This window comes from Nostoc sp. T09, from assembly GCF_002154695.1.
Classification (GTDB): domain Bacteria; phylum Cyanobacteriota; class Cyanobacteriia; order Cyanobacteriales; family Nostocaceae; genus Aulosira.
In genome coordinates, this window is sequence record NZ_MTAV01000078.1 from 39,461 (window position 1) to 59,777 (window position 20,317).

Annotated in this window: 14 protein-coding genes; 9 read left to right on the forward strand and 5 right to left on the reverse strand. The window is 40.3% G+C overall.

The annotated features are described in order from the left end of the window. Positions 1 to 58: 58 nt before the first annotated feature. Positions 59 to 1,144 carry a Gfo/Idh/MocA family oxidoreductase gene (locus tag BV372_RS16545; protein WP_086687591.1) on the reverse strand — a complete coding sequence of 362 codons (1,086 nt, stop codon included), beginning with the start codon at positions 1,142 to 1,144 and terminating at the stop codon, positions 59 to 61. A 1,049-nt stretch (positions 1,145 to 2,193) separates the two neighbouring features. On the opposite strand from BV372_RS16545, the gene BV372_RS16550 reads away from it, so the two are divergent. The 3 genes from BV372_RS16550 to BV372_RS16560 all read left to right on the forward strand — a co-directional run bounded on the left by BV372_RS16550 (position 2,194) and on the right by BV372_RS16560 (position 4,725). Next, the gene (locus tag BV372_RS16550) at positions 2,194 to 3,192 is read left to right on the forward strand and encodes a S1C family serine protease (RefSeq protein ID WP_086687592.1); all 999 of its coding nucleotides are present in this window, start codon (positions 2,194 to 2,196) and stop codon (positions 3,190 to 3,192) included. A 64-nt stretch (positions 3,193 to 3,256) separates the two neighbouring features. Continuing rightward, a complete protein-coding gene (locus tag BV372_RS16555) occupies positions 3,257 to 4,096 on the forward strand; it encodes a S1C family serine protease (protein ID WP_086687593.1) in 840 nt (279 codons plus the stop codon). Then, the gene (locus BV372_RS16560) at positions 4,093 to 4,725 is read left to right on the forward strand and encodes a response regulator transcription factor (RefSeq protein WP_086687594.1); all 633 of its coding nucleotides are present in this window, start codon (positions 4,093 to 4,095) and stop codon (positions 4,723 to 4,725) included. Before BV372_RS16555 ends, BV372_RS16560 begins: the two co-directional genes overlap by 4 nt. 83 nt (positions 4,726 to 4,808) lie before the next feature. Here the strand turns inward: BV372_RS16560 and BV372_RS16565 are convergent, their stop codons facing one another. From BV372_RS16565 to BV372_RS16580, 4 genes are all read right to left on the reverse strand, one after another. After that, positions 4,809 to 5,567 (reverse strand): hypothetical protein, encoded by a 759-nt coding sequence (locus BV372_RS16565; RefSeq protein ID WP_256973267.1) that lies wholly within the window; start codon positions 5,565 to 5,567, stop codon positions 4,809 to 4,811. 334 nt (positions 5,568 to 5,901) lie between these two features. Continuing rightward, a complete protein-coding gene (murJ, locus tag BV372_RS16570; protein ID WP_086687596.1) occupies positions 5,902 to 7,506 on the reverse strand; it encodes a murein biosynthesis integral membrane protein MurJ in 1,605 nt (534 codons plus the stop codon). 254 nt (positions 7,507 to 7,760) lie between these two features. After that, positions 7,761 to 9,917, reverse strand: a complete 2,157-nt coding sequence (locus BV372_RS16575) for a serine/threonine-protein kinase (protein WP_086687597.1) — start codon at positions 9,915 to 9,917, stop codon at positions 7,761 to 7,763. Between the two features lie 126 nt (positions 9,918 to 10,043). Beyond that, on the reverse strand, positions 10,044 to 11,723 hold the full coding sequence (locus BV372_RS16580) for a serine/threonine-protein kinase (protein WP_086687598.1): 1,680 nt from the start codon (positions 11,721 to 11,723) through the stop codon (positions 10,044 to 10,046). 265 nt (positions 11,724 to 11,988) lie between these two features. Here BV372_RS16580 and BV372_RS16585 point away from each other — a divergent pair, with 265 nt between their 5' ends. The 6 genes from BV372_RS16585 to BV372_RS16610 all read left to right on the forward strand — a co-directional run bounded on the left by BV372_RS16585 (position 11,989) and on the right by BV372_RS16610 (position 20,249). Next, the gene (locus tag BV372_RS16585; RefSeq protein WP_086687599.1) at positions 11,989 to 13,509 is read left to right on the forward strand and encodes a phenylacetate--CoA ligase family protein; all 1,521 of its coding nucleotides are present in this window, start codon (positions 11,989 to 11,991) and stop codon (positions 13,507 to 13,509) included. Positions 13,510 to 13,737: 228 nt separating this feature from the next. After that, the gene (locus BV372_RS16590) at positions 13,738 to 15,165 is read left to right on the forward strand and encodes a hypothetical protein (protein WP_086687600.1); all 1,428 of its coding nucleotides are present in this window, start codon (positions 13,738 to 13,740) and stop codon (positions 15,163 to 15,165) included. Positions 15,166 to 15,182: 17 nt separating this feature from the next. Beyond that, entirely contained in the window at positions 15,183 to 16,475 is a 1,293-nt protein-coding gene (locus BV372_RS38390; RefSeq protein WP_086687601.1) for an O-antigen ligase, read from the forward strand. Positions 16,476 to 16,523: 48 nt separating this feature from the next. Next, complete coding sequence (locus tag BV372_RS16600) at positions 16,524 to 17,789, forward strand: lipopolysaccharide biosynthesis protein (RefSeq protein ID WP_086687602.1); 1,266 nt, start codon at positions 16,524 to 16,526, stop codon at positions 17,787 to 17,789. Between the two features lie 116 nt (positions 17,790 to 17,905). Further along, complete coding sequence (locus BV372_RS16605; RefSeq protein WP_086687603.1) at positions 17,906 to 18,895, forward strand: glycosyltransferase family A protein; 990 nt, start codon at positions 17,906 to 17,908, stop codon at positions 18,893 to 18,895. An 88-nt stretch (positions 18,896 to 18,983) separates the two neighbouring features. Then, positions 18,984 to 20,249, forward strand: coding sequence for a hypothetical protein (locus BV372_RS16610; RefSeq protein ID WP_086687604.1), 1,266 nt, complete (start codon positions 18,984 to 18,986; stop codon positions 20,247 to 20,249). The last annotated feature ends 68 nt before the right edge of the window (positions 20,250 to 20,317 follow it).

Sequence of the window (20,317 nt, forward strand, 5' to 3'; positions counted from 1 at the left end):
CTTTTTAGACCTTTGATTTCATACTAAAAATAACTATTTGTCATGCCTTTATATAGCCTTAACTTGCTACAAGATACTTAGAATTACGCATATTAGTAGTTAAAGAATGTAAGATTTGCACAATTTTTATTCCCATTTCGGCTGAGTAAGGATTTTCTGCTTTACCTTGAAAATAGCTCAGAGTTTTCTGAAAATGTAGCATCATTGTGTCATCACAAATAGGAGCAATAATTTTTTCTATCTTGCCATTTTTACTAACATAAACTGCTCCCTGACAACGATTGAAATAATTAATAGGCTCTAAAAAACCTACAACGCAATATTGATCGTTGTGACAATCACTTCCATGTAAAGCAAGCATTCTATATTTAGATTCTTGATCTTGATGAGGAATGTCATCAGTAAAAAATAGAGGATAGTTATATTTGATTTTACCCATCATGGAAGTATATAATTCTATTTCTACTCCTGAAGATGATTTATAGCGAATGTAAGCACTGCCTTGATTATCTAGATACTGCTGAGAATCTTGAAAAACAAAATCATTAAATTCAGTTTCCAAAATATTATGGGGCATATCTTCTGCAAGCAGAGCAGATACAAGTGCTACCATGTGAGAACCTTCATAGCCTAGAGCTCCTAGGTCGTTGTCGATAAATCGACCTTTTATGAAATCTAATTCTCGGTTTTTGGTAAATTCAACAACTATTTTTTTGGGAGTAATATGCAAATCTTGAATAGCACTTTTCTTCACAATATCTTTAATAATGGATGAGGCATAATTCTCATTTACTGTGATTTTCCCCTGAAAATCTAACAATTTTTTCTTAAAATCGGATATTTCTGAAAATAAACAGATAGGCTTTTCTACAAGAATATTTGCTTTTGGCGCAACTTTGATAATCTCTTTTACTATTTCAAAGTGTTGGTCTGTACTAACGCAAATGTCCCAAAAACCTGGGTTAAGTTTTGCTGCTTCTAAGCAGGTATTAAATACTATAAATCCCTTTTGTTGGGCCTGTAATGCTTTTTGCTCATTTGTTTCAACAATAGCAACGGTTTTAACCCCATACTCTTGCATTTTGCTTTCATGTATTTGAGCAACACGACCGTATCCCACCCTGATACATGTAATTTCTTGCATAATTTGTTTGGTGACTTAATTTTTCCAAAGCTCAACAGAATTGAACAGAAACTGCTGTTACAATAAGCATTCAAGACAATGTATGAAAATTCATAACTGGAAATTTTATAAAAATGCATATTTTCATTGGGTCTTAGTTACGAGCTAACTAAGACACTATTTTGGGTTTTCACAATGTTTGCATTAGAATGCAGAATTATAAGATACTCCAATACAATTTCGATACGAAGGGCCGAAAAACTGGCGTTGCTTAATATGAGTATTAAATTTAAAAATTTAATCTCTCAGACTCTTATTCTCTGCGCCTCTGCATGAGGCTAATTAATACTTGCAATCAGCAACGCCTAAAACATAGTTATATGTTGGTTGCGATTGAAGTATTTATGAATAATTAATTTAACAAGAATTTCTACATCAATATAGTTGCATACAGATTTTTATAAGTCAACAGAATTTTTTAATATTCTTTGAATAGGTAGGAACCTTTGCTCATTCTTAAAAGGGATATTGTTGTGTGAGCGTGGGAGGTTTACTGAATATATAGATGAAGGGCTACCTTTTAGGCACACCATGCTGTTTTAATCTATAGATTATTTTCTAAGCATTTATGCTCAGTTATTTACTTTTAAGTAATGAAGTAATAACCAAGTAAGTCAGCAAATATTACTTACTAAATTCCTGTAATTATTACTAAGCAAAGATTTTAAGAGCCATGATCGCGCATTTCAAAAATGGGAATGCCAACAAAAGAGGTAGAAAGTATTGAAGGCGTGAATAAATCGCCGTCATAGCTTTTGGGGATGGTTGCGTCGGTTATGGCGTTGGGTATGTGGTTGGCTTCGGCGTTGATTTTTTTGTCTCGCGCAGAGACGCAAAGAAGATTTGAGACAGGGTTTTATTGTTGCAACAGCTAATAATAAAACTATTTTGACTTTTGTGCGGCGATACTAGCCATTTTTCTAGGGTAGATTCTCCCCAATTTTCCGATGCCAGGTATCAGCAAAACAAGGCAGGATATGAGCATCTCAGAAAATTTGTGGAGAAATTGAATGTCTTCGTTACTAGAATTGTCTAACAGTTTAGCCGATACCGTAGAACAAGCTGGAAGTGCTGTGGTTGCAGTGAATGCTGGTACACGCATCTCCCCAAGTGGGATTCTCTGGCGTCATGGTATCGTTGTTACTTCCGATGAGTCGCTTCAGCGTTATGACGAAATCACCGTCACTTTATCAGATGGGCGTTCTGTCGCTGCTACACATTTGGGGCATGACTCTAGCACTGATATAGCTGTTTTCCAACTCCCAGATGTAGAAACCCCTGTGGCGAAAATTGGCGATGCGACAACACTGAAAGTCGGTAATTTAGTACTAGGAATAGCTAGAAGCAACGAAGGCGAGTTGCGGGCGGCTATGGGTGCTGTGAGTGCGATCAGTGGTGCTTGGCGGAGTATGAGTGGTGGTAATATCGACCAATTCATCCGCCCAGATATTAACCTTTACCCAGGCTTTGCAGGTGGTCCGCTTGTAGATGCGGCTGGTTATGTGGTAGGCATGAACACATCAGGAAGGCGCGGTACAGCTTTAACTATTCCAGCGGCTACAGTCAATCGTGTAATCGATCAATTGATAGCAAAAGGACACATTGCCCGGGGTTATCTAGGTGTGGGAATGCAACCTGTACGCTTGCCGGATAACCTTAAAACAGCGTTGAATTTAACTGCTGCTACTGGTGTGATTGTTGTCAATGTCGAGTCTGCTGGCCCAGCGGACAATGCAGGTGTGCAGCTTGGGGATGTGTTGGTCACATTCGATGGCACAACTGTGAGTGATACAGCTGATGTGATGGCGCTGCTTAATAGTAGCGATCGCGTCGGTAAAACTGTTCCCATGCAAGTAGTGCGGGGTGGAGTGTTAGTTGAGTTAGCGATCGCAGTTGGCGAACGACCATTTGAGCAGTCCCCACGTCCAGAACGTGCGGAAAAAGCCAATGATTTCTCTCATCACAGAAGAGGGAGACATGGTAGGAGAGGTTCATCCCATTCACGTTAACTAATTAAGGCAGAAGGAAGCAGGCTGTGTTTCGACTACGCTCAACAACCGGGCAGAAGGGAATATGACTACAAAAATTACATACCTCACCGATGAATTGGCAACTTTAGCTGCTAAGTTACGCCACAGCACGGTCAAAGTTCAAAGCAATTCTCAAGGAGTTGGTTCTGGTGTAATCTGGCAAAATGATGGGTTAATTATCACCAACGCTCATGTTGCAATTAACAACAAAGCAAAGGTGGAATTGGCCGATGGACGAGTGTTTGATGCTGTGCGCACCCACTTCGACCCACAGCAAGATTTAGCTGCTCTGAAAATTACTGCCACTGACTTAAACACTGCAACTATTGGTGATTCTGATGCACTGCGTGTAGGTGAGTTAGTCTTGGCGGTGGGTAATCCGTTTGCTGATACTGGAGCAGTTACCGCAGGGATTATCCATACTCGTCATCAGGGAGCAGTTATGGCAGATATCCGACTGTATCCTGGCAATTCTGGGGGACCGCTAGCCGACTGTCTCGGTCGAGTTGTAGGGATTAACACAATGGTTGTTAACGGTTTGGCTGTAGCCATCCCCAGTTTAGCTGTGAATCGCTTTCTGCTTGCTCCTAGTCGTCCGCAACTGGGAGTAACATTGCAACCTGTGCTAATAGGTCAACGCAACTTTGGTTTATTAGTGTTGTCTGTCCTTGGTGACAGTGCGGCTGCGAAGGCTGGTGTAAAAATTGGTGATGTCTTAATTGGCGTATCGGGTCAATTATTCACTAAAAGCGATGACCTGGGCAAATATCTGCAACAAAGCCAAGATCGGGAATCATTACCGTTACAACTCTGGCGTGGCGGTCAGCAACTTGTTGTTTATGTTGAATTGCAGAGTGGGAAAACTGCGGTGGAGGCAACATGATCCGGGTGATGGTAGTTGCTACTTCTCCTGTGGTGCGAGCAGGTTTATCAGCTGTTGTGAATAGCAATTCCCAGATGAATGTTGTCGGGAGTGCATCCAACTTGGATACCTTGATCGGGGAAGTTGGGCAATTACAACCTGATGTAGTGCTGCTAGATTTAGGTAGCAATTCGCAATCATCAATCTGGGAAAAATTGCTACTTTTTCAAGAGGAGCAATACCCTGTAGGATTTCTTGTGATTGCAGAGGAACCAGAAAGCATCAATTTAGAAACGGCTATACGTTCTAGTGTTCGGGGTATATTACCTGGTGACAGTACAGAGTCAGAAATTATCGCTGCTGTCATAGCGATCGCAGATGGTTTAGTAGTGCTACATCCGGATTTTTTGGAGTTACTGCCGATGCGGGAAAAAGTAGTGGCTCCTGCCGTACAAACTCTGACACCAAGAGAAATTGAAGTATTAGAAATGCTCGGTTCTGGTTTAGGTAATAAAGCGATCGCTAAACACTTGCAGATTTCTGAGCATACTGTAAAGTTTCATATCTCATCTATTTTCCAAAAGCTTGCTGTCTCTACGCGTACTGAGGCTGTAACTGTTGGTGTCAGGCTGGGTTTGATTATGCTCTAATAATTAAGAAGTTTGTAGTAAAAACTTTAGTCCTGTTATTGAGGACTAAAGTCCTTACTACGAGAGATTTTTATTAAGCTTAATTACTCGGCTAATGATTGACCAGCTTTGCTCAGTAATTTACCTAGCTTTTTAAGTGGTCCTTTAAATCCTCTTGCTGCTTCAGCACCAGCTTGTTCGGTTTGTTCGCTTAGTTTCGTCAGCACTTGTGCAAAGTCTGCACCTTTAGCAGTTTTGCGCTTCAACAGTTGCTTAAGTTCTTTCAATCCATTGGCGATTTCTTGGAGATTTTCATTCTCAGACTTGTGCAGTAAGGTGTACCACGTATCGATTGCACCTTGCGCTGCTTCTGGCTCAATCTCTGTCAAGTCTCCTTCAAGAGTTTCTAACAACGAGTCTATTTGTTCAATTTGCTCGCGGTCTTCTTGTTTACCCAAGGAAACACCGATTTTGCTGAGTTGCTTACCCAATCTCTGCAAAGGAGTTTTCAGTTCCTTATCAGCCTCAGAACCCAAGTCGCTAGTTTGTTCGCCAATTTCGATGAGTACTTCTCCAATCTCATGACCTGTGGCTTTACCACTTTTCACAAGTTGCTTGAGGTTTTTGAGACTATTAGCAATTTCTTTGATTTCTGGTTCTTTGGCTTTGTGCAAAGAACTATACCACTGGTCAATTAAACTAACAGCAGCTTCATTATCTAGAGAAGTTAAATCTCCCTCCAGAGCCTCAAAAAGTGAATCTAGCTCCAAGTTATTGTTTTCATTGGTTTTTGTTGCTGTTGTACCTTCTTTTTTAGAGGCAGTTTCACTTTGTTTGTTCTTGCTTCCTTGTTGAGAAGTCATCTGTAAATTCCGTAACTCGCTATGTACAGGTAACACTTTATAAAGTTTCTGAAAGCTTTCCCTCATTCTCAAGAGTCAATATTCTGCCACTTGTATATAGACCCTGGGATAGAAACTACTTCCCAAGATGATGCGCTAAGAATTTGCGGAAATTTTTTTGAAGAGATGGCTTTACTGTTTGGGCAGAAGGGAAGCATTCTATGAAAAAGATTGATTTACATAAACCAAGAGAACTGAAGTAGTACTTTCTACTTTTCCCAACCTTCTCGAAAATAATTTAGCTAATAGCCATAGGGTTTTAATCTATGGCTATTAATAGCAATTATCACAACACCTATTTCTTCAAAAAGCGCTGACGCATACGAGATATAAAAGTATTTATCTCCGGTATCTTCAGCCATGAGGCAAAGATAGCAAAAACACCAATTCCTACTAAGCCAGCAATAGATAACTCTAACAGCAGAATCAGTAAATTTTCTTTACCTAACACCTGGCGACAACCTACCAAAGCAGCATAGCTAGCCACTCCAGACACTATGCTACCAGCAGTTAAACCGATAATTGGCAGACTCCACTCACGCCAAGGTAAACCATTGAGTTTGCGATCGAGCAACCATAACAGCATTAACAAGGAGCTACAATTAACGCCTACTGTTGCTAATACCAAACCAGGAGCGCCAAAAGGTTTAACGAAAAACCAATCTAGTACAATATTCAAAATGATATTAAAAGTACTAATGCGAAAAGGTGTTTGACCGTCGCCCAAAGCATAAAATACCCTGACTAAAACATCACGCCCTAAATAAGCAAACATCCCAATACCATAAGCAATCAGTAACGAAGAAACTAGCTCTGTAGCCTCTTGCTTGAAAGCACCGCGCTCATACACTACTTGGACGATGGGGACAGATAAAGCTACCATCAACGCTCCTAGAGGTAGCATAGTAAAGGCAGTTAGTAGCAATCCTTGGCGAATGCGTAATTTGAGATCGTGCCAATTTTCTGGAGCAGCAAGTTTGGCAAACATCGGTAATAGGGGCAACAAAATAATATTAGAAATAATCCCTAAAGGAGTTTGCACTAGAAGATTGGCATAGTTAAATCCAGCCGCTGCACCGGGAATAGGACTGGCAAAGTAAAGATCTGTGGCAACATTAATTGGCATCATTCCAGAAGAAATGGTTGCCGGAGTCATAATTTTAATTACTTCTTGAACGCCAGGAGATTTAAAATCAAACCGCAGCTTTAATGTGCCTAACCCTAACCGCCATTGCACAATTAACTGCACCAACCATTGGAGAATCGCTCCTGCTAGAGTTCCCCAAGCTAACATCATGCCACCGATGTAAGCATATTCTGGCAGAATAATGTCTTTGCCATATTGCAGAGCTAAAATTCCAATGCCTGCAACAACGGTAATACTGGATAGTAATGGGCTAATGGAGAGTAACCAATACTGATTGGCCGCATTGAGCGTACCAAAGCCAATACCGATTAAACCAGAAAATAAAGCCATTGGAGCCATGATGCGGATCTGTTGAATAGCGATCGCTCTGGTGGTTTCTTTTAAACCATGACCGACGAAATCTACAATCGTATCCGCAAACACAACTTGCGCCACCGTCACTAGTAACAGCACTCCAGCAACTAAGGTTGTCACTGTTTCCACAAGAGGCGCTGCTTCTTCTTGCTTGCGCTTGGCTAATACACTAACAATGGCACTGTGTAATGGTCCATTTACACCGCCGAGTAAGATTAATAAAAAACCAGGAATAATGTAGGCATAACTATAGGCAGTGGCAGCAGCACCAACACCAAAAGCCGCAGCGATCGCTTGCTGCCGTACTAAACCAAAGATTTTACTAATTAAGGTAGCTACGGCAACAATGCCAGCAATTCCAGCGAAAGAACGAGAAGGTTTTTGGTCTTGTTTGGTCACGAATAATACCCGAAAACTCTTACTGAGTCGATATCTGAAAACATTAACCTGAAATTGTAGAGTGTGTCAGGCAAATTTTCACTCATCAACAATTAAATATTGTCGAACAAACGGATCAACTTGATTATAAAACTCGCGCATCTCAGGTAGTGATACCAATTTTGGATTTTAGATTTTGGATTAAAAGCCAAAGTGATACAAAACTCGCTAAGAATTGCCCTAGAACACCCACACTCTACTAAACGCGAAGTACTCTAAGGTGTTTGCGTGGGTGTCGATGTCGGTGTCGGTGTCGGCGTAGTTGTTGGTGATGGTGATGGCGTTGTTGTCACCGTAGGTGTAGGTGTAGGTATAGGAGTTTCGGTGACAGTTGGTGTCGGCGAGGGTGGGGCAGGCGTTTGGGCTACAATGCTCAGTTGATAATCTGCTGCTTGTGATGCTGTGGAAACAACAACAAATTCATAAAATCCATTTTCAGGTAGTTTGGTTGACAAACTGCGTTTAGTAGAATCTTCCAAAAATGTGATTTTGCCAGAAGGCGAATAAATTGACAGCAAAACTTTAGAATTGGCTTTGAGATTTACTTCTAAAGATTGCTCTTTGGCAAGTCCAGCAATAAAAACTTTGCCATTACCAGGGCTGAGAGTACCACTGACTGTTTTACTTGTAGCACCTTGGTCAAAGACGATTTTTTGAAAAGCACTACCAGCCAAAATCGCACTCAGTTTGTCGCTGACAAACCCGTACCATACTTGTCCAATGGGTTGATTGGCAAAATCCTTGTTACGCTGGGTGGGAAATGCGGCGAAGAAAGCAGCATCTCCCAGATCGTATAAAGAACGACTACCGACATTAATTTGGTTAACTTCAACTTTCCAGCGATCGCGTTCTGCTGATGTGTAAGTTCCAAGTTGCTGACGTGCTTTTGTACTGAGTAGTGCCAGTTTGTCTAATACTTCTGCTGCTTCTTGATCCCATTTTGCTCGCAAACTTTCATCTTCGGGGCGATCGCTGAGAGTCCGTCCTTTTAAACTGGGATTTTTTTCCCAGAAGAGTTGATTTACCAAGTTAATATAAAAGTTATAATCTATACCCAACTGTTGACGGCGAGCGCTCAATCTGTCTTTGCGTTGCTGTTCTGCTGGGGAATACTGAGGTGCGGTAGTGGTGGGAGTAGGTGTTGGTGAGGGTGAAATTCCGCCATCGTCTCCACCAGAACGTGATTGAATTACATTATTTATTCCCCACAAGCCTACTCCTGCAATTCCCGCCGTTACTAGTACAACTAGGAAGGTTTTGGTTGGTGTCCAAGAATTTATGGGTTGAGGCGGAGGGGGAGCGATCGCAACTGGGGGAGATGGATAACGGGGGGAAGCGATCGCAATAGTTTCAGATGTGGTGGGAGGAGTCGGAGCTTGAGTAGGCGCTTGCGTAGGTACATGACCTACAGTCTCTGGCTGGTTGAGCGCTTCTAGAACTTGGCGCACCGATTGGTAGCGATCGCCCGGTCTTGGCGATAGCATTTTATTTAATATTTGCCCCAAAGCTGGACTCAAAGTAACTTCTTGTTGCCATTGCCAACTGAGAGTGTAAGTATCAATTAATTCTTGCGGCTGCTTTCCTGTCAGTAAAACTAACATGGTTGCCGCTAAAGCATATAAGTCGCTGTGGGGAGATACCAAACCAGTTTGCATCTGTTCTGGAGGTGCAAATCCCACCTTACCAAGTAGAGTTGGAGCTGGTGGCGCTCCAACTACACCAGGTTCGTAATATTGAGAAGCTACCGTTGCTACTACTTGTTTGACACCGCCAAAATCGATTAATACTGGTAGTTGATCGAGCTTGCGGAGAATTAAATTGTCTGGAGAAATATCCCGATGAATTACTCCTAGAGAGTGGATATAGTCCAAAACAGGAAGAATTTGCTGTAATAACTGCCTGATTTCCGCCTCTGTAAACCGCGAACCTTGCAGTCGGCGGGTATTTAATAAAGAGTTGTAAGTTTGCCCTTCCACATAATCTTGCACCAAAAACAGGTATTCCTTACCATCCAAGTTGATGCGGAAATTTTCGCGAAAGCGCGGAATTTGGGGATGTTGCAACTTGTAGAGAACACTAGCTTCTCGCTGAAACAGTTCTTCAGCTTTTTGTAAAACGTAAGCTGTTTGAACTTGGGGAGAAAATTCTTTTAAAACACAAAGTTCGCGGAAACGGTTGATATCTTCAGCTAAATAAGTCCGCCCAAAACCACCTTGCCCAATTTGACGCACAATTAAATAGCGATCGCCTAAAATTTGGCCTGGTTGGATACTGTAACTTACAGGCGTATCTAATAATTTCTCACCGCAATTCAGGCAAAAGCGACTACCTGCGGGATTTTCGTGTTTTTTGGAGCAATAGACAGGATGCATATTAATTAGTTAATAGTCATTAGTCATTTGTCATTAGTCAAGGGTCAAAAGTTTTCTTCCTTGTCCCCCTTGTCCCCCTTGTCTCCCTTGTCCCTTGTCTCCCCTGCTCCCCATCTCCCTTGCTCCTTAGTTGCCAGATTGTACCTTACTTACTTGATCGGCTGCGATCGCATACCAAATCTGACCGTAAGTTTGTTGATTCAGTTTCCCATGCGGCTGCCCGGGAAACAAGCGATCAAATTTTTCGTATGTATCTTTTGTTAATTGGTTTAGCGTATATTTACCAAACTGTCCAGATTGTGCTTGTCGCCTCCAGGTATCATAATCTCTCTGAGAGTAGCTTCCTAGTTTACGACGAGCCGCTGGGCTAAGATTAGCCTGTTCCAATTTCTGTAACAAGTTTTCGGCAATAACAGACCATTCGTCCCGTAATCCTGCATCTTCTGCTTTGGAGGTAAGGCTGCGTCCTTGTAATTCTGGTTTTTGTGTATAAAACAAATTATCTACCATACGGATGAAAAATCCCTCCGGAATTTCCAGTTGTTGGCGGCGACTTAAAATTTGGGTGATGCGACTTGTTCCTTTGTCGCTAACTGGTTTACTTGTAGGAATTGATATTGATGGGATTTTTGGTAGAGAAATTGTCGATACACCGCGAATAATACCATTTACCACAGCAAAACTACCTGCGCCAATTAAAACTACTACAGCCGTTCCCCCCAAACTGACAGCAAAAGGACGCATCCAAGCAGGAAGAGGTATTTTGTTAGCTATCAATTGCGTCTTACTGTGGATTTTACTGATAATTTGATGAGTCTGTTTGCGTCCTGGGGCAACCACCATTGTTTTGATTTTGGTAATGTAAGGATTTGGGGGTTGAGTAGAGATTGTTGACGGTAGCTCCTTCAAAACTTGATTAGCACTTTGGTAGCGAGCATTAGGTTGATAAGCCAACATCTTTTTTAAGACTGCTTCAAGTTTGGTACTGATTTTTATTTCTTTTCCCCAAAGCCAAATTCCTTGGTAACTGTCATAAAGCGCTTGCGGTTCCTTACCTGTTAGCAGCACCAAAGCTGTTACCGCTAAAGAATATAAATCGCTATTAAAAAAAACTTTACCTTGGCGTAGTTGCTCCTCGGGAGCATAGCCTTTTTTCCCCAACAAAGTATGATTTACAGCCAACTGGGTAAACCAAAAACCTTGAGAAGCCGGTAATTGCTTCACGCCACCAAAGTCAATCAATACTGGTAGATTATCAGAACGCCGCCAAATCAAATTCTCGGGAGAGATGTCGCGGTGAACTACATCTTTAGAATGCAGGTATGACAGTACAGGTAGGATTTTTTCCAATAATGCCAGTACTTCTTCTTCACTAAAAGTCTGCCCTTGACTTTGACGCTGTTCTAATAACTGACGATAATTATCACCATCTATATAGTCTTGTACTAAAAAGAAAAAATCTCTACCCCCTAACTTTTCTTGTAGCGAGGCGTGAAACTGGGGGATTTGGGAATGTTGGAGTTTTTTGAGCACATTTGCTTCTCGCTCAAATAACTCTTTAGCTTTTTGTAAATCTTGCTGTTCTTGTACTTGAGGTGCAAATTCTTTCAATACGCATTGTTGGCTGGATTTATTTTTATCCTCTGCCAAATAAGTACGACCAAAACCACCCTGACCTAATTGACGTATAATTCGGTAGCGTTTATCCACAAGCTGCCCTACAGAAAGAGGCAAGGGTTCACCGCAGTGAGTACAAAAACGGTTACTGCCATTATTTACGTGTTGTTTAGTGCAATAGACCTGCATGGCGGTGAAGGATAAACTAGGTTTTTAGAAATTGCTACAAGAGCTAAAGTTCCATTTACAGAAATTTTTGCAATTTTTACCTTTGTCTAGCAACAGACTTTAGCATTATTACTGACCTCGCTCGTCCTCGGAATCTAGTCTTAGATTATTCTTATTGTGCCAATTTTGAATACTTTGGGTATGCTGAACAATTTGAGTTGGGAAGATAATTTTTCGATATAGTGACTACTCGATCGCAATTTGCCGCATTCTGGGAAAAAGTATTATGAACTGGAAATCACAACAGCAAAGAGCAATTACAGCGTTTGGTGATTTTTTGTCTACCCCTCTAGAAACGCTACTACAACAGCATCTAGAAACTTCAACGGCATCAGCAGCTTTGGCTTTATTTCATGATGTGGCTGCTAATGTCCCAGCTTATAAAGCTTTTCTGGCAGAACAGAAAATCGATCCGGCGGCTATCCAGAGTTTAGCGGATTTTCAAAATTTACCAGCGATCGCCAAAGATAATTATATCTCGCGTTATCCTTTAGCTGATTTGTGCCGCAATGGGCAGTTATCAGAATGCGACATGATAGCGGCTTCCTCCGGTTCTACAGGTAAACCCACATTTTGGCCCCGTTTCTTCGCAGATGAACTCCAAATTGCTACACGCTTTGAGCAGATTTTTCACGATAGTTTTTATGCAGATACCAGACGCACTTTAGCAGTGATTTGCTTTACTTTGGGTACATGGGTAGGTGGAATGTTTACTACCAATTGCTGTCGCTATCTTGCCAGCAAAGGTTACCCGATTACTGTCATTACTCCTGGTAATAATAAAGCAGAAATATTGCGTGCGGTACAGGAACTTGGTTTAGGATTTGACCAAGTTGTCTTGTTGGGATACCCGCCTTTTCTCAAAGATGTAATTGATACAGGAATTGCTCGTGGTGTGCAGTGGCAGCAATATCATATCAAGTTAGTGATGGCGGGAGAGGTATTTAGTGAAGAATGGCGGAGTTTGGTTGGTGAAAGGATGGGTTCGCAAAATCCTTGCTACGACTTTGCATCACTTTATGGAACTGCTGATGCGGGTGTATTGGGTAATGAAACACCTTTAAGTATCTGCATTCGCCGTTTTTTAGCACAACATCCTGATGCAGCTAGAGCTTTATTTGGGGAATCTCGCTTACCAACACTGGTACAGTACGATCCCATCAGTCGGTTTTTTGAAGTGCAGGATGGCACATTGCTGTTTTCAGGAAACAATGGCATCCCCTTGGTACGTTACAACATCTTAGATACAGGCGGGATCGTTAGTTACGATGCCATGCTTCAGTTTTTGGCAGAATGGGGATTCGACCCACTCAAAGATGAACATATCTGCGTTGACACTCAGCCCACTAGAGGAATTCGTCCACTACCTTTTGTTTATATCTTCGGACGTTCTAACTTTACAGTTTCTTACTTTGGTGCAAATATCTATCCAGAAAATGTGACGGTAGGACTAGAGCGATCGCCAATTCCCGAATGGGTAACAGGTAAATTTGTTTTACAAGTCAAAGAAGATGCAGACAAGAACCGATTATTATCTGTAGTTGTGGAGTTAGCACCTGGGGTAGAAGCAAGCGAAGATAAAAGAGTTGCGATCGCATCTTCGATTCTCTCGCAACTTCTACGTCTGAATAGCGAATTTGCTAACTACGTTCCAAGAGAATATCAAATGCCACAGATTGCCTTAGCTCCATCTGGTGATGCAGAATATTTTCCCATTGGGGTGAAGCATCGTTATACCCGCAAGTAGCAGGTACGCACCTGCACGCTACATCCAAGCGGATATCTGAGTGGATAATTTTATCTTCCACCTGGGATGTAGTCTGTATTAGACGTGGTTTTAACCATTAGGTAGTGTTTCGTATTCTGTCTCTGTAGGAAACTGTACTAAGGATTGCAAATAAAGTCTTAGGTCGCTCAAGCCACGAGTTACTTAAGCTTTGTAATTTCCGCCAGTTCCCGAGTTAAAGGATTTTTAATGACTAATTGGATAGAAATCTCTGCTGAATACTCTGGCAAATCAGGAAAATTATCAGCAACACGAGGACGTTGGCAACGTTACTTTTTTCTGGGTTTAGCAACCAATTTAGTCTTTTGGGCTTCAGCTTTTCTTTATTTAAAAGTTACACCACCAACCTATACCAGTTCTTCAGCTATTAATCTGCCAGGAGCATGGACAAATGCCAATGTTAATTTACCAAACATTGGTCAAGCTAATTATGAAAATGTGTCTCCATACGCTGCTCTTTCTACTCAAGATCCAAGAGAAATTTATAAATTTATTGCTGAAAGCGAACCTGTATTGAAGGCAGCAGCATCTCAGCTTAATATGTCTTTAGAAGAGTTTGGCAACCCTCGGCTCAAGCTAATAGTTAATACTTCGCTCATGAGCGTGGAGTTCCAAGCCGCCAGTCCCGAGAAAGCTCGAATTAAATCTATAGCTTTTTATCAAGCATTGCAAGCAAGACTCAATGAGCTTAGAAATCAAGAAGCGAGTCAAAGAGATATAGGTTACCAAAGCGCCCTGACTTCTTCACAAAAAAAATTGGCAATCGTTCAGAAGCGTCTTTCAAATTACAAAGCAAGTTCAGGTTTGAGTTCTGACAATCAAATTACTGACCTGACAACCAACATTGAACAGCTACGTAGACAAAGAGCCGAAATACTCGCTCAACAACAACAGGCTAGTACTCGTCTGGCACAATTATCGGCCAATTTAAAACTATCTGCTGGACAAGCTACAGATGCTTTTACCCTTCAAAGCGACCAGATATTTCAACAGAACTTAAAAAACTATAGTGATGCTAGCGCTGCTGTAGTTGTTTTAGAATCCAAATTTTTGCCTAACCATCCTACACTAGTAACAGAGAAAGCCAAGCGAGACGCTGCTCAACAGGCTTTGCTAGACCGAGGTCAGTCTCTTTTAGGACGACCAGTCAGTTTGGCAACTCTAAAGCAGTTAAACCTTAGTAGCAACAACTTTAGTAACACTGCTCCTCGAGACACTCTTTTCCAAGAACTAGTTAAAGTTCAAGCAGACCAAAAGGGACTCACAACCCAAGCTCAAGCACTGGACCAACAGATTGCCCAACTTGAGAGTAGACTCAAGATTTTAACACAGCAACAGACCACCTTGGATTCCCTGAAGCGAGATACGCAAATTGCTGAAGCAGTCTTTTCCTCCACTTTGACCAGACTGGATATTAGCAAGTCGAATACATTTGGCTCTTATCCACTTATTCAGCTTGTTTCACAGCCCACCTTACCCAAGAATCCGAGTTCACCAAATAAGAAATTGGTATTACTAGGCGCAGCTTCAGGTTCTCTTTTTGTATCCCTTGGGCTAGTGTTACTTTGGTGGCGCGAACGTAAAAATTCTATATCTGATAAAACTGTGAATACATAGAAAAAGATATTGGGATAATGAAACCTCAAAACTTTGAAGAACGTCTGATTTGGTATTGTATAATCGGCACCTATGGATTTTATTTTGCTGGTCTCTTTTTTGTTGTAAATTTTACATTAGGCTGGATACTATTTTTTTTCCTATGTAAGCGACTTTGGAACCAAACAAAGCATACTCCTCTTGAAAAAAGAATCAACGTTCCTTGGATACATTGGCTATGGCTTGTCTGTATCATCGTTATAGCAATTGCTAGGTTTGTAGGTAGCATTAACAACGATCTGGACACCAATCAAACTATTAGAGGAATAATAAGCTGGTCTACAGATTGGGCATTGATAGCACTATTTCTCTTAGCCGGTTGTCTCAAGATTCGACCGCAGTTAATTTATCGATCTGTCTGTATATTGTGCCTTCAAAGTTTGATTTTAATTCCGTTTTTTTATTCAGCTTTGATATTACATTTACCTGCACACCTCTATTTTTCCCCTATAGAAAGGCTATTACAGAACGGAGAGGTTTTTTATAGCGTAAATCTTTACGCCATTGAATATGGGACTAATGAGACACGTCTATTTCTATTCGCCCCTTGGGGACCTGCCCTTGGTCTGATTGGGAATGTCTACTTCTTCCTTGCCCTTGCAGAGCCTAGCAAAAAGTGGCGCGGGATTGGTGTAGTAGGCTCCCTGGCTATGACTGTTGTCTCGGTTTCTCGGTTGTCTTTGATAGCTATTCCGATAGTGTTCTTAATAGTTTTGTTTCTATCAAAAATTACTAAGCCTACAACGCAAATTGTAATAGGGGTAGCTAGCTTTTTGTTCGGTATTTTTAGCACAGTAATTCTCGGTGCTGCGAGAGAAGGTAAGGACAAGTTTTATAGTGCTAGACCAGACTCTTCACGAGTGCATCATGCCTTAGCCGAAATAGCCTCAGAACGGTGGAAAGAGACTCCCATATGGGGTCACGGTGCTCCGGAGGTACCAGGACCCCAGATAGTGGCAGGAATGCCCATTGGCTCTCACCATACCTGGTTGGGTCTGTTGTTTATAAATGGGCTAGTTGGCTTTACTGCTTTTTTAGTGCCAATGGTATTAACATTTATAAGTTTGGCTATCAAGGCATACAAAAGCGCAACTGCCAGAGTAGCATTGTCTTTTTTTCTGATTCTATTTCTCTTTACATTTAATGATAGTCAACAGACTTTGGCTCATTTATACTGGCCTGGTTTAATCATCATGGCAATTGCACTCAAAGGAGAAGTTCAAAATACCAGTAATCGTCAAGTTAGTAATCTTGAAAATACTTATATATAGAGGTCGATTTTACAGTAAACAGATGTGTTATCTTTTAAGGACGACCTAATGATAATTAATAAGCTTAAGCATAAATTATCCAATCAATTTATTCGTAATCTAGGTTCGCTAGGGGGGGCGGAGTTAGCGAATCGTATTTTCCGCTTGGCAACAACAGTAACGTTAGCTCGTCTACTAAGTCCTTACGATTATGGTCTAGCAGCAGTTGTTCTCACCACAAGAGATTTTGCAGATGTTTTTAGCCTGAAAGCTGGGATTGGAGCTAAACTTATTCAAGCTGATGAACGGGATGTAGAAGTTCTATCTAATACATCGTACTGGCTTAATTGGATTTTATGCGGAACACTTTTTATTATTCAGTGTATCGCTGCCTTTCCTATTGCTTGGTTTTATGGAAATACGCAAGTCATTTTGCCTATTTGTATAGTTGCCACCGTCTACTTAATGTTGCCAACTTATATGATTCAATGTGCATTGATTCAGCGAGAGAATCGATTAAATGTATTAGCACTATGTACTGCTACCCAATCCCTACTTAGCAATCTTCTTACCATAGGTTTGGCATTATTAGGTCTGGGAATGTGGGCTATAGTATTACCGATTGTCTTGACATCTCCAGTGTGGATTGTCATCAATCGTATGAACCATCCTTGGAGGGTTAATAAGCCCTTTACTCTTTATCGATGGCAGGAAATCGCTAATTTTGCTAAAAACGTTCTTGGAAGTGAACTACTCAATAAGCTAAGAAGTAACTTAGATTACTTATTAGTCGGGCGTTTTCTTGGAATTGATGCCCTAGGACTTTACTATTTTGCCTTTAATGCTGGGCTAGGGATAAGCCTCAATGTTATGAATTCATTTATTTGGGCGATGTACCCTCATCTTTGTTCAGCTCGTGGAGACCTAAAGCAGCTTAAAACTCGATTTTTTAGTGGTTTCAAAACGATTGCTTTGGTTATAGTTCCACTAGTTCTTCTACAGTCGAGTTTAGCACCCTTTTATGTGCCAATTGTTTTTGGGCAAAAGTGGTTGACGGCAATTCCAATATTAGTATTGATATGTCTTTCAGCGCTACCACGTCCCTTTGCTATCGCTGCTTCTCTACTACTCCAAGCTAAGGATAAAACCCATATCAACCTTTACTGGGATTTGATTTTCACTGTAATATTTGCAATTTCCTTACTGGTTGCTGTGAAATGGGGAATATTTTGGGTAGCCGCAGCAGTACTGATTACTCATGGGCTAGCCCTGCCTCTGTTTACTATTTGGACTATTAGATATGTTTTCGGTAAAAAATTGCCTTCACCAATTTGAATAATTCTACTTTTAATCAGTAGAAAATTTAAGTAGCCTTGAGTTTAGGCGAGATTAACTTGAGCAAAAAACTAACAACAAATATAACTGTTTCTAATACATTAAGGTGAATTCCTGTGCCAACTATATCCATCATCATCCCTGCCTATAACGCTGAACAGACTATCTTAGAGACCATCAACTCTGTTCAACAACAAACATTTTCAGATTTTGAAATAATAGTAATTAATGATGGTTCAACTGATCGAACTTTAGAAATACTTGATACGATCGCAGATTCCCGTCTCAAGATTTTTTCCTATAATAACGGTGGTTTACCAGTAGCTCGTAATCGTGGAATTGCTCATGCCACTGGAGAATTTATTGCATTCCTTGATGCCGACGATTTATGGACACCTGATAAGTTAGAACTGCAACTTGCAGCTTTACAACAGCATCCAGAAGCAGGTGTTGTTTATAGCTGGACGCTATTCATGGATGAACAAGGAAAATCGTTTCATCCAGATAAACCTATATTTTTTTCAGGAAATGTTTACGGTAATCTATTAGTCAAAAATTTCCTTGCCAGTGGCTCAAATCCCCTGATTCGTAAGCAAGCAGTTGATTCTGTGGGAGAGTTTTATCCACCAGCAGGAGGCTCTGCTGATTGGGATTATTGGTTAAGGTTAGCAGCTCGCTGGCATTTTGTTGTTGTTCCAAAACCACAAATTTTCTATCGTCAGTCTTCAAGCTCAATGTCATCTAAAATTGAGTTTATGGAAGAATGCAAATCGATTGTGCTTGAACGAGCGTTTGAATCGGCTCCACCCGAATTACAAGCCCTGAAAAACCAAAGCTTGGCTAATACATATCAGTATTCAGCCCATTTATGCTTAACGCGTATTTCTGGAATTGATGGAGTTAGGCAAGCTGGTCAAAAGTTGATGATGGCAATCCGAGTCTATCCGAAGACTTTACTAGATAGGCAAACTCAGAAATTATTGTTTAAGGTTCTCTTAAAGCGAGTACTTTCACCAAAAGTTGCTAATAATTTTCTCCAAGGAATTAGTAAAATTCGTGCTACTCGTCTCAAAAACTCTGGCAATAGAGAAAACTTTTCTATCTAAGAATACTTTCTCAGAATTGTAGAGATAGCAGATAGATTTGCGTTAACTTTAGAATTGTCAAGCATAGAGCAAGCATTAAGGATTTATTATGAATATTCAATCTAACGATACCATCTTCCAAGCAAACAACAGCTTAGAGAATCAGAATAAACAAGAAATTTTTTTTACTACCAAACTGGTCAAATCTGGATTGGCAGATATGCTGTGGCAGCTATCTCTGCTATATAGAATTGGTCAATTATTCGATTACACTTATGTACACACACTAATTTCCCATGATAAACGGCACAGGTTAAGTTTATTTGGAAAGATTACCAAAAAACTTGAAAATGTTATAGCCAAGTTTCTTAAGATTGATAGATATTCTTATAAAATTAGTAATTTCATGGGTCTTGATACGATAGGACCTAATATAAATGACAAAAATTTTATTGACTATAAAGTTATTGAAATACCCATTGATAAAATTTATCAAGAATCTGAAATTTCAGATATTGCTCAGCTAAAAAAACGTCTTAAAAAATTTATCGACGAGATAACTCCATCCTCAAAAAAAGTTATTTATCGTTTAGCATTTACACCTGAATTATATAAATCATTACGTGCTTATCAGCTAGATGAATTACTCAAAAGTGCAGATCCAGAGGCAATCCAGCTTAAACCCCTTAAGTTAAAACTATCCGAAGGTTACCGCAAAGCAAGAGAAAATAGACCTATCAATATACCTTTTGATGCTCAAAAAGTTAAGATTGTAGTGCATTTGAGGAAAGGTGATAGGGTCCGGCTCAATATAAATAAAAAAATCCTTGGAGTTTTTAGCACAAGAGTTAAAGTATTTGAGAATACAAGTGACTTGAATGAATGGGAAAGTACTAACTACTCAAGTTCTAATGATACCTATAGTGCTTATAATCTTATTCAAAGAATATTTGATAAATATGGCAAGGAAAATTTCTCTGTGATAGTAATTTCAGATGGCTATGAGAGGACATTTCAAAATATTAGACATGCTATGTCTAAGGGGGAGATAGAACTGAGTCAAAACGAAAAAAATAAATTAGATGAAATTGAAAAAATAGCAAATAAAGAATTTGATATTTTTGCTAAATATTCAAATATTTTTACTATGATTGGTGAATCAGAACAAAATACATTTCCAAGTATCCATGCGGTCATTAGTGCTGATATCGTAATCAAGACAACAGGGGGCTTTGCTTGGGTCTTGCATAGCCTATTCAAAAATCAAAATCGCCCTTCAACCATAATTCAATTGGAACAAGATGAAGACAAGAGTATTGAGAATATTGGACTGTTTTTAGCAGGAAATGTTTCAGGCAATAAAAAATATAAATAATTTTTATTGCCTGCTCTACTAAAACAGTAGCTTTAACTCCTACGCATTAATCAAACATCTTTTTCACA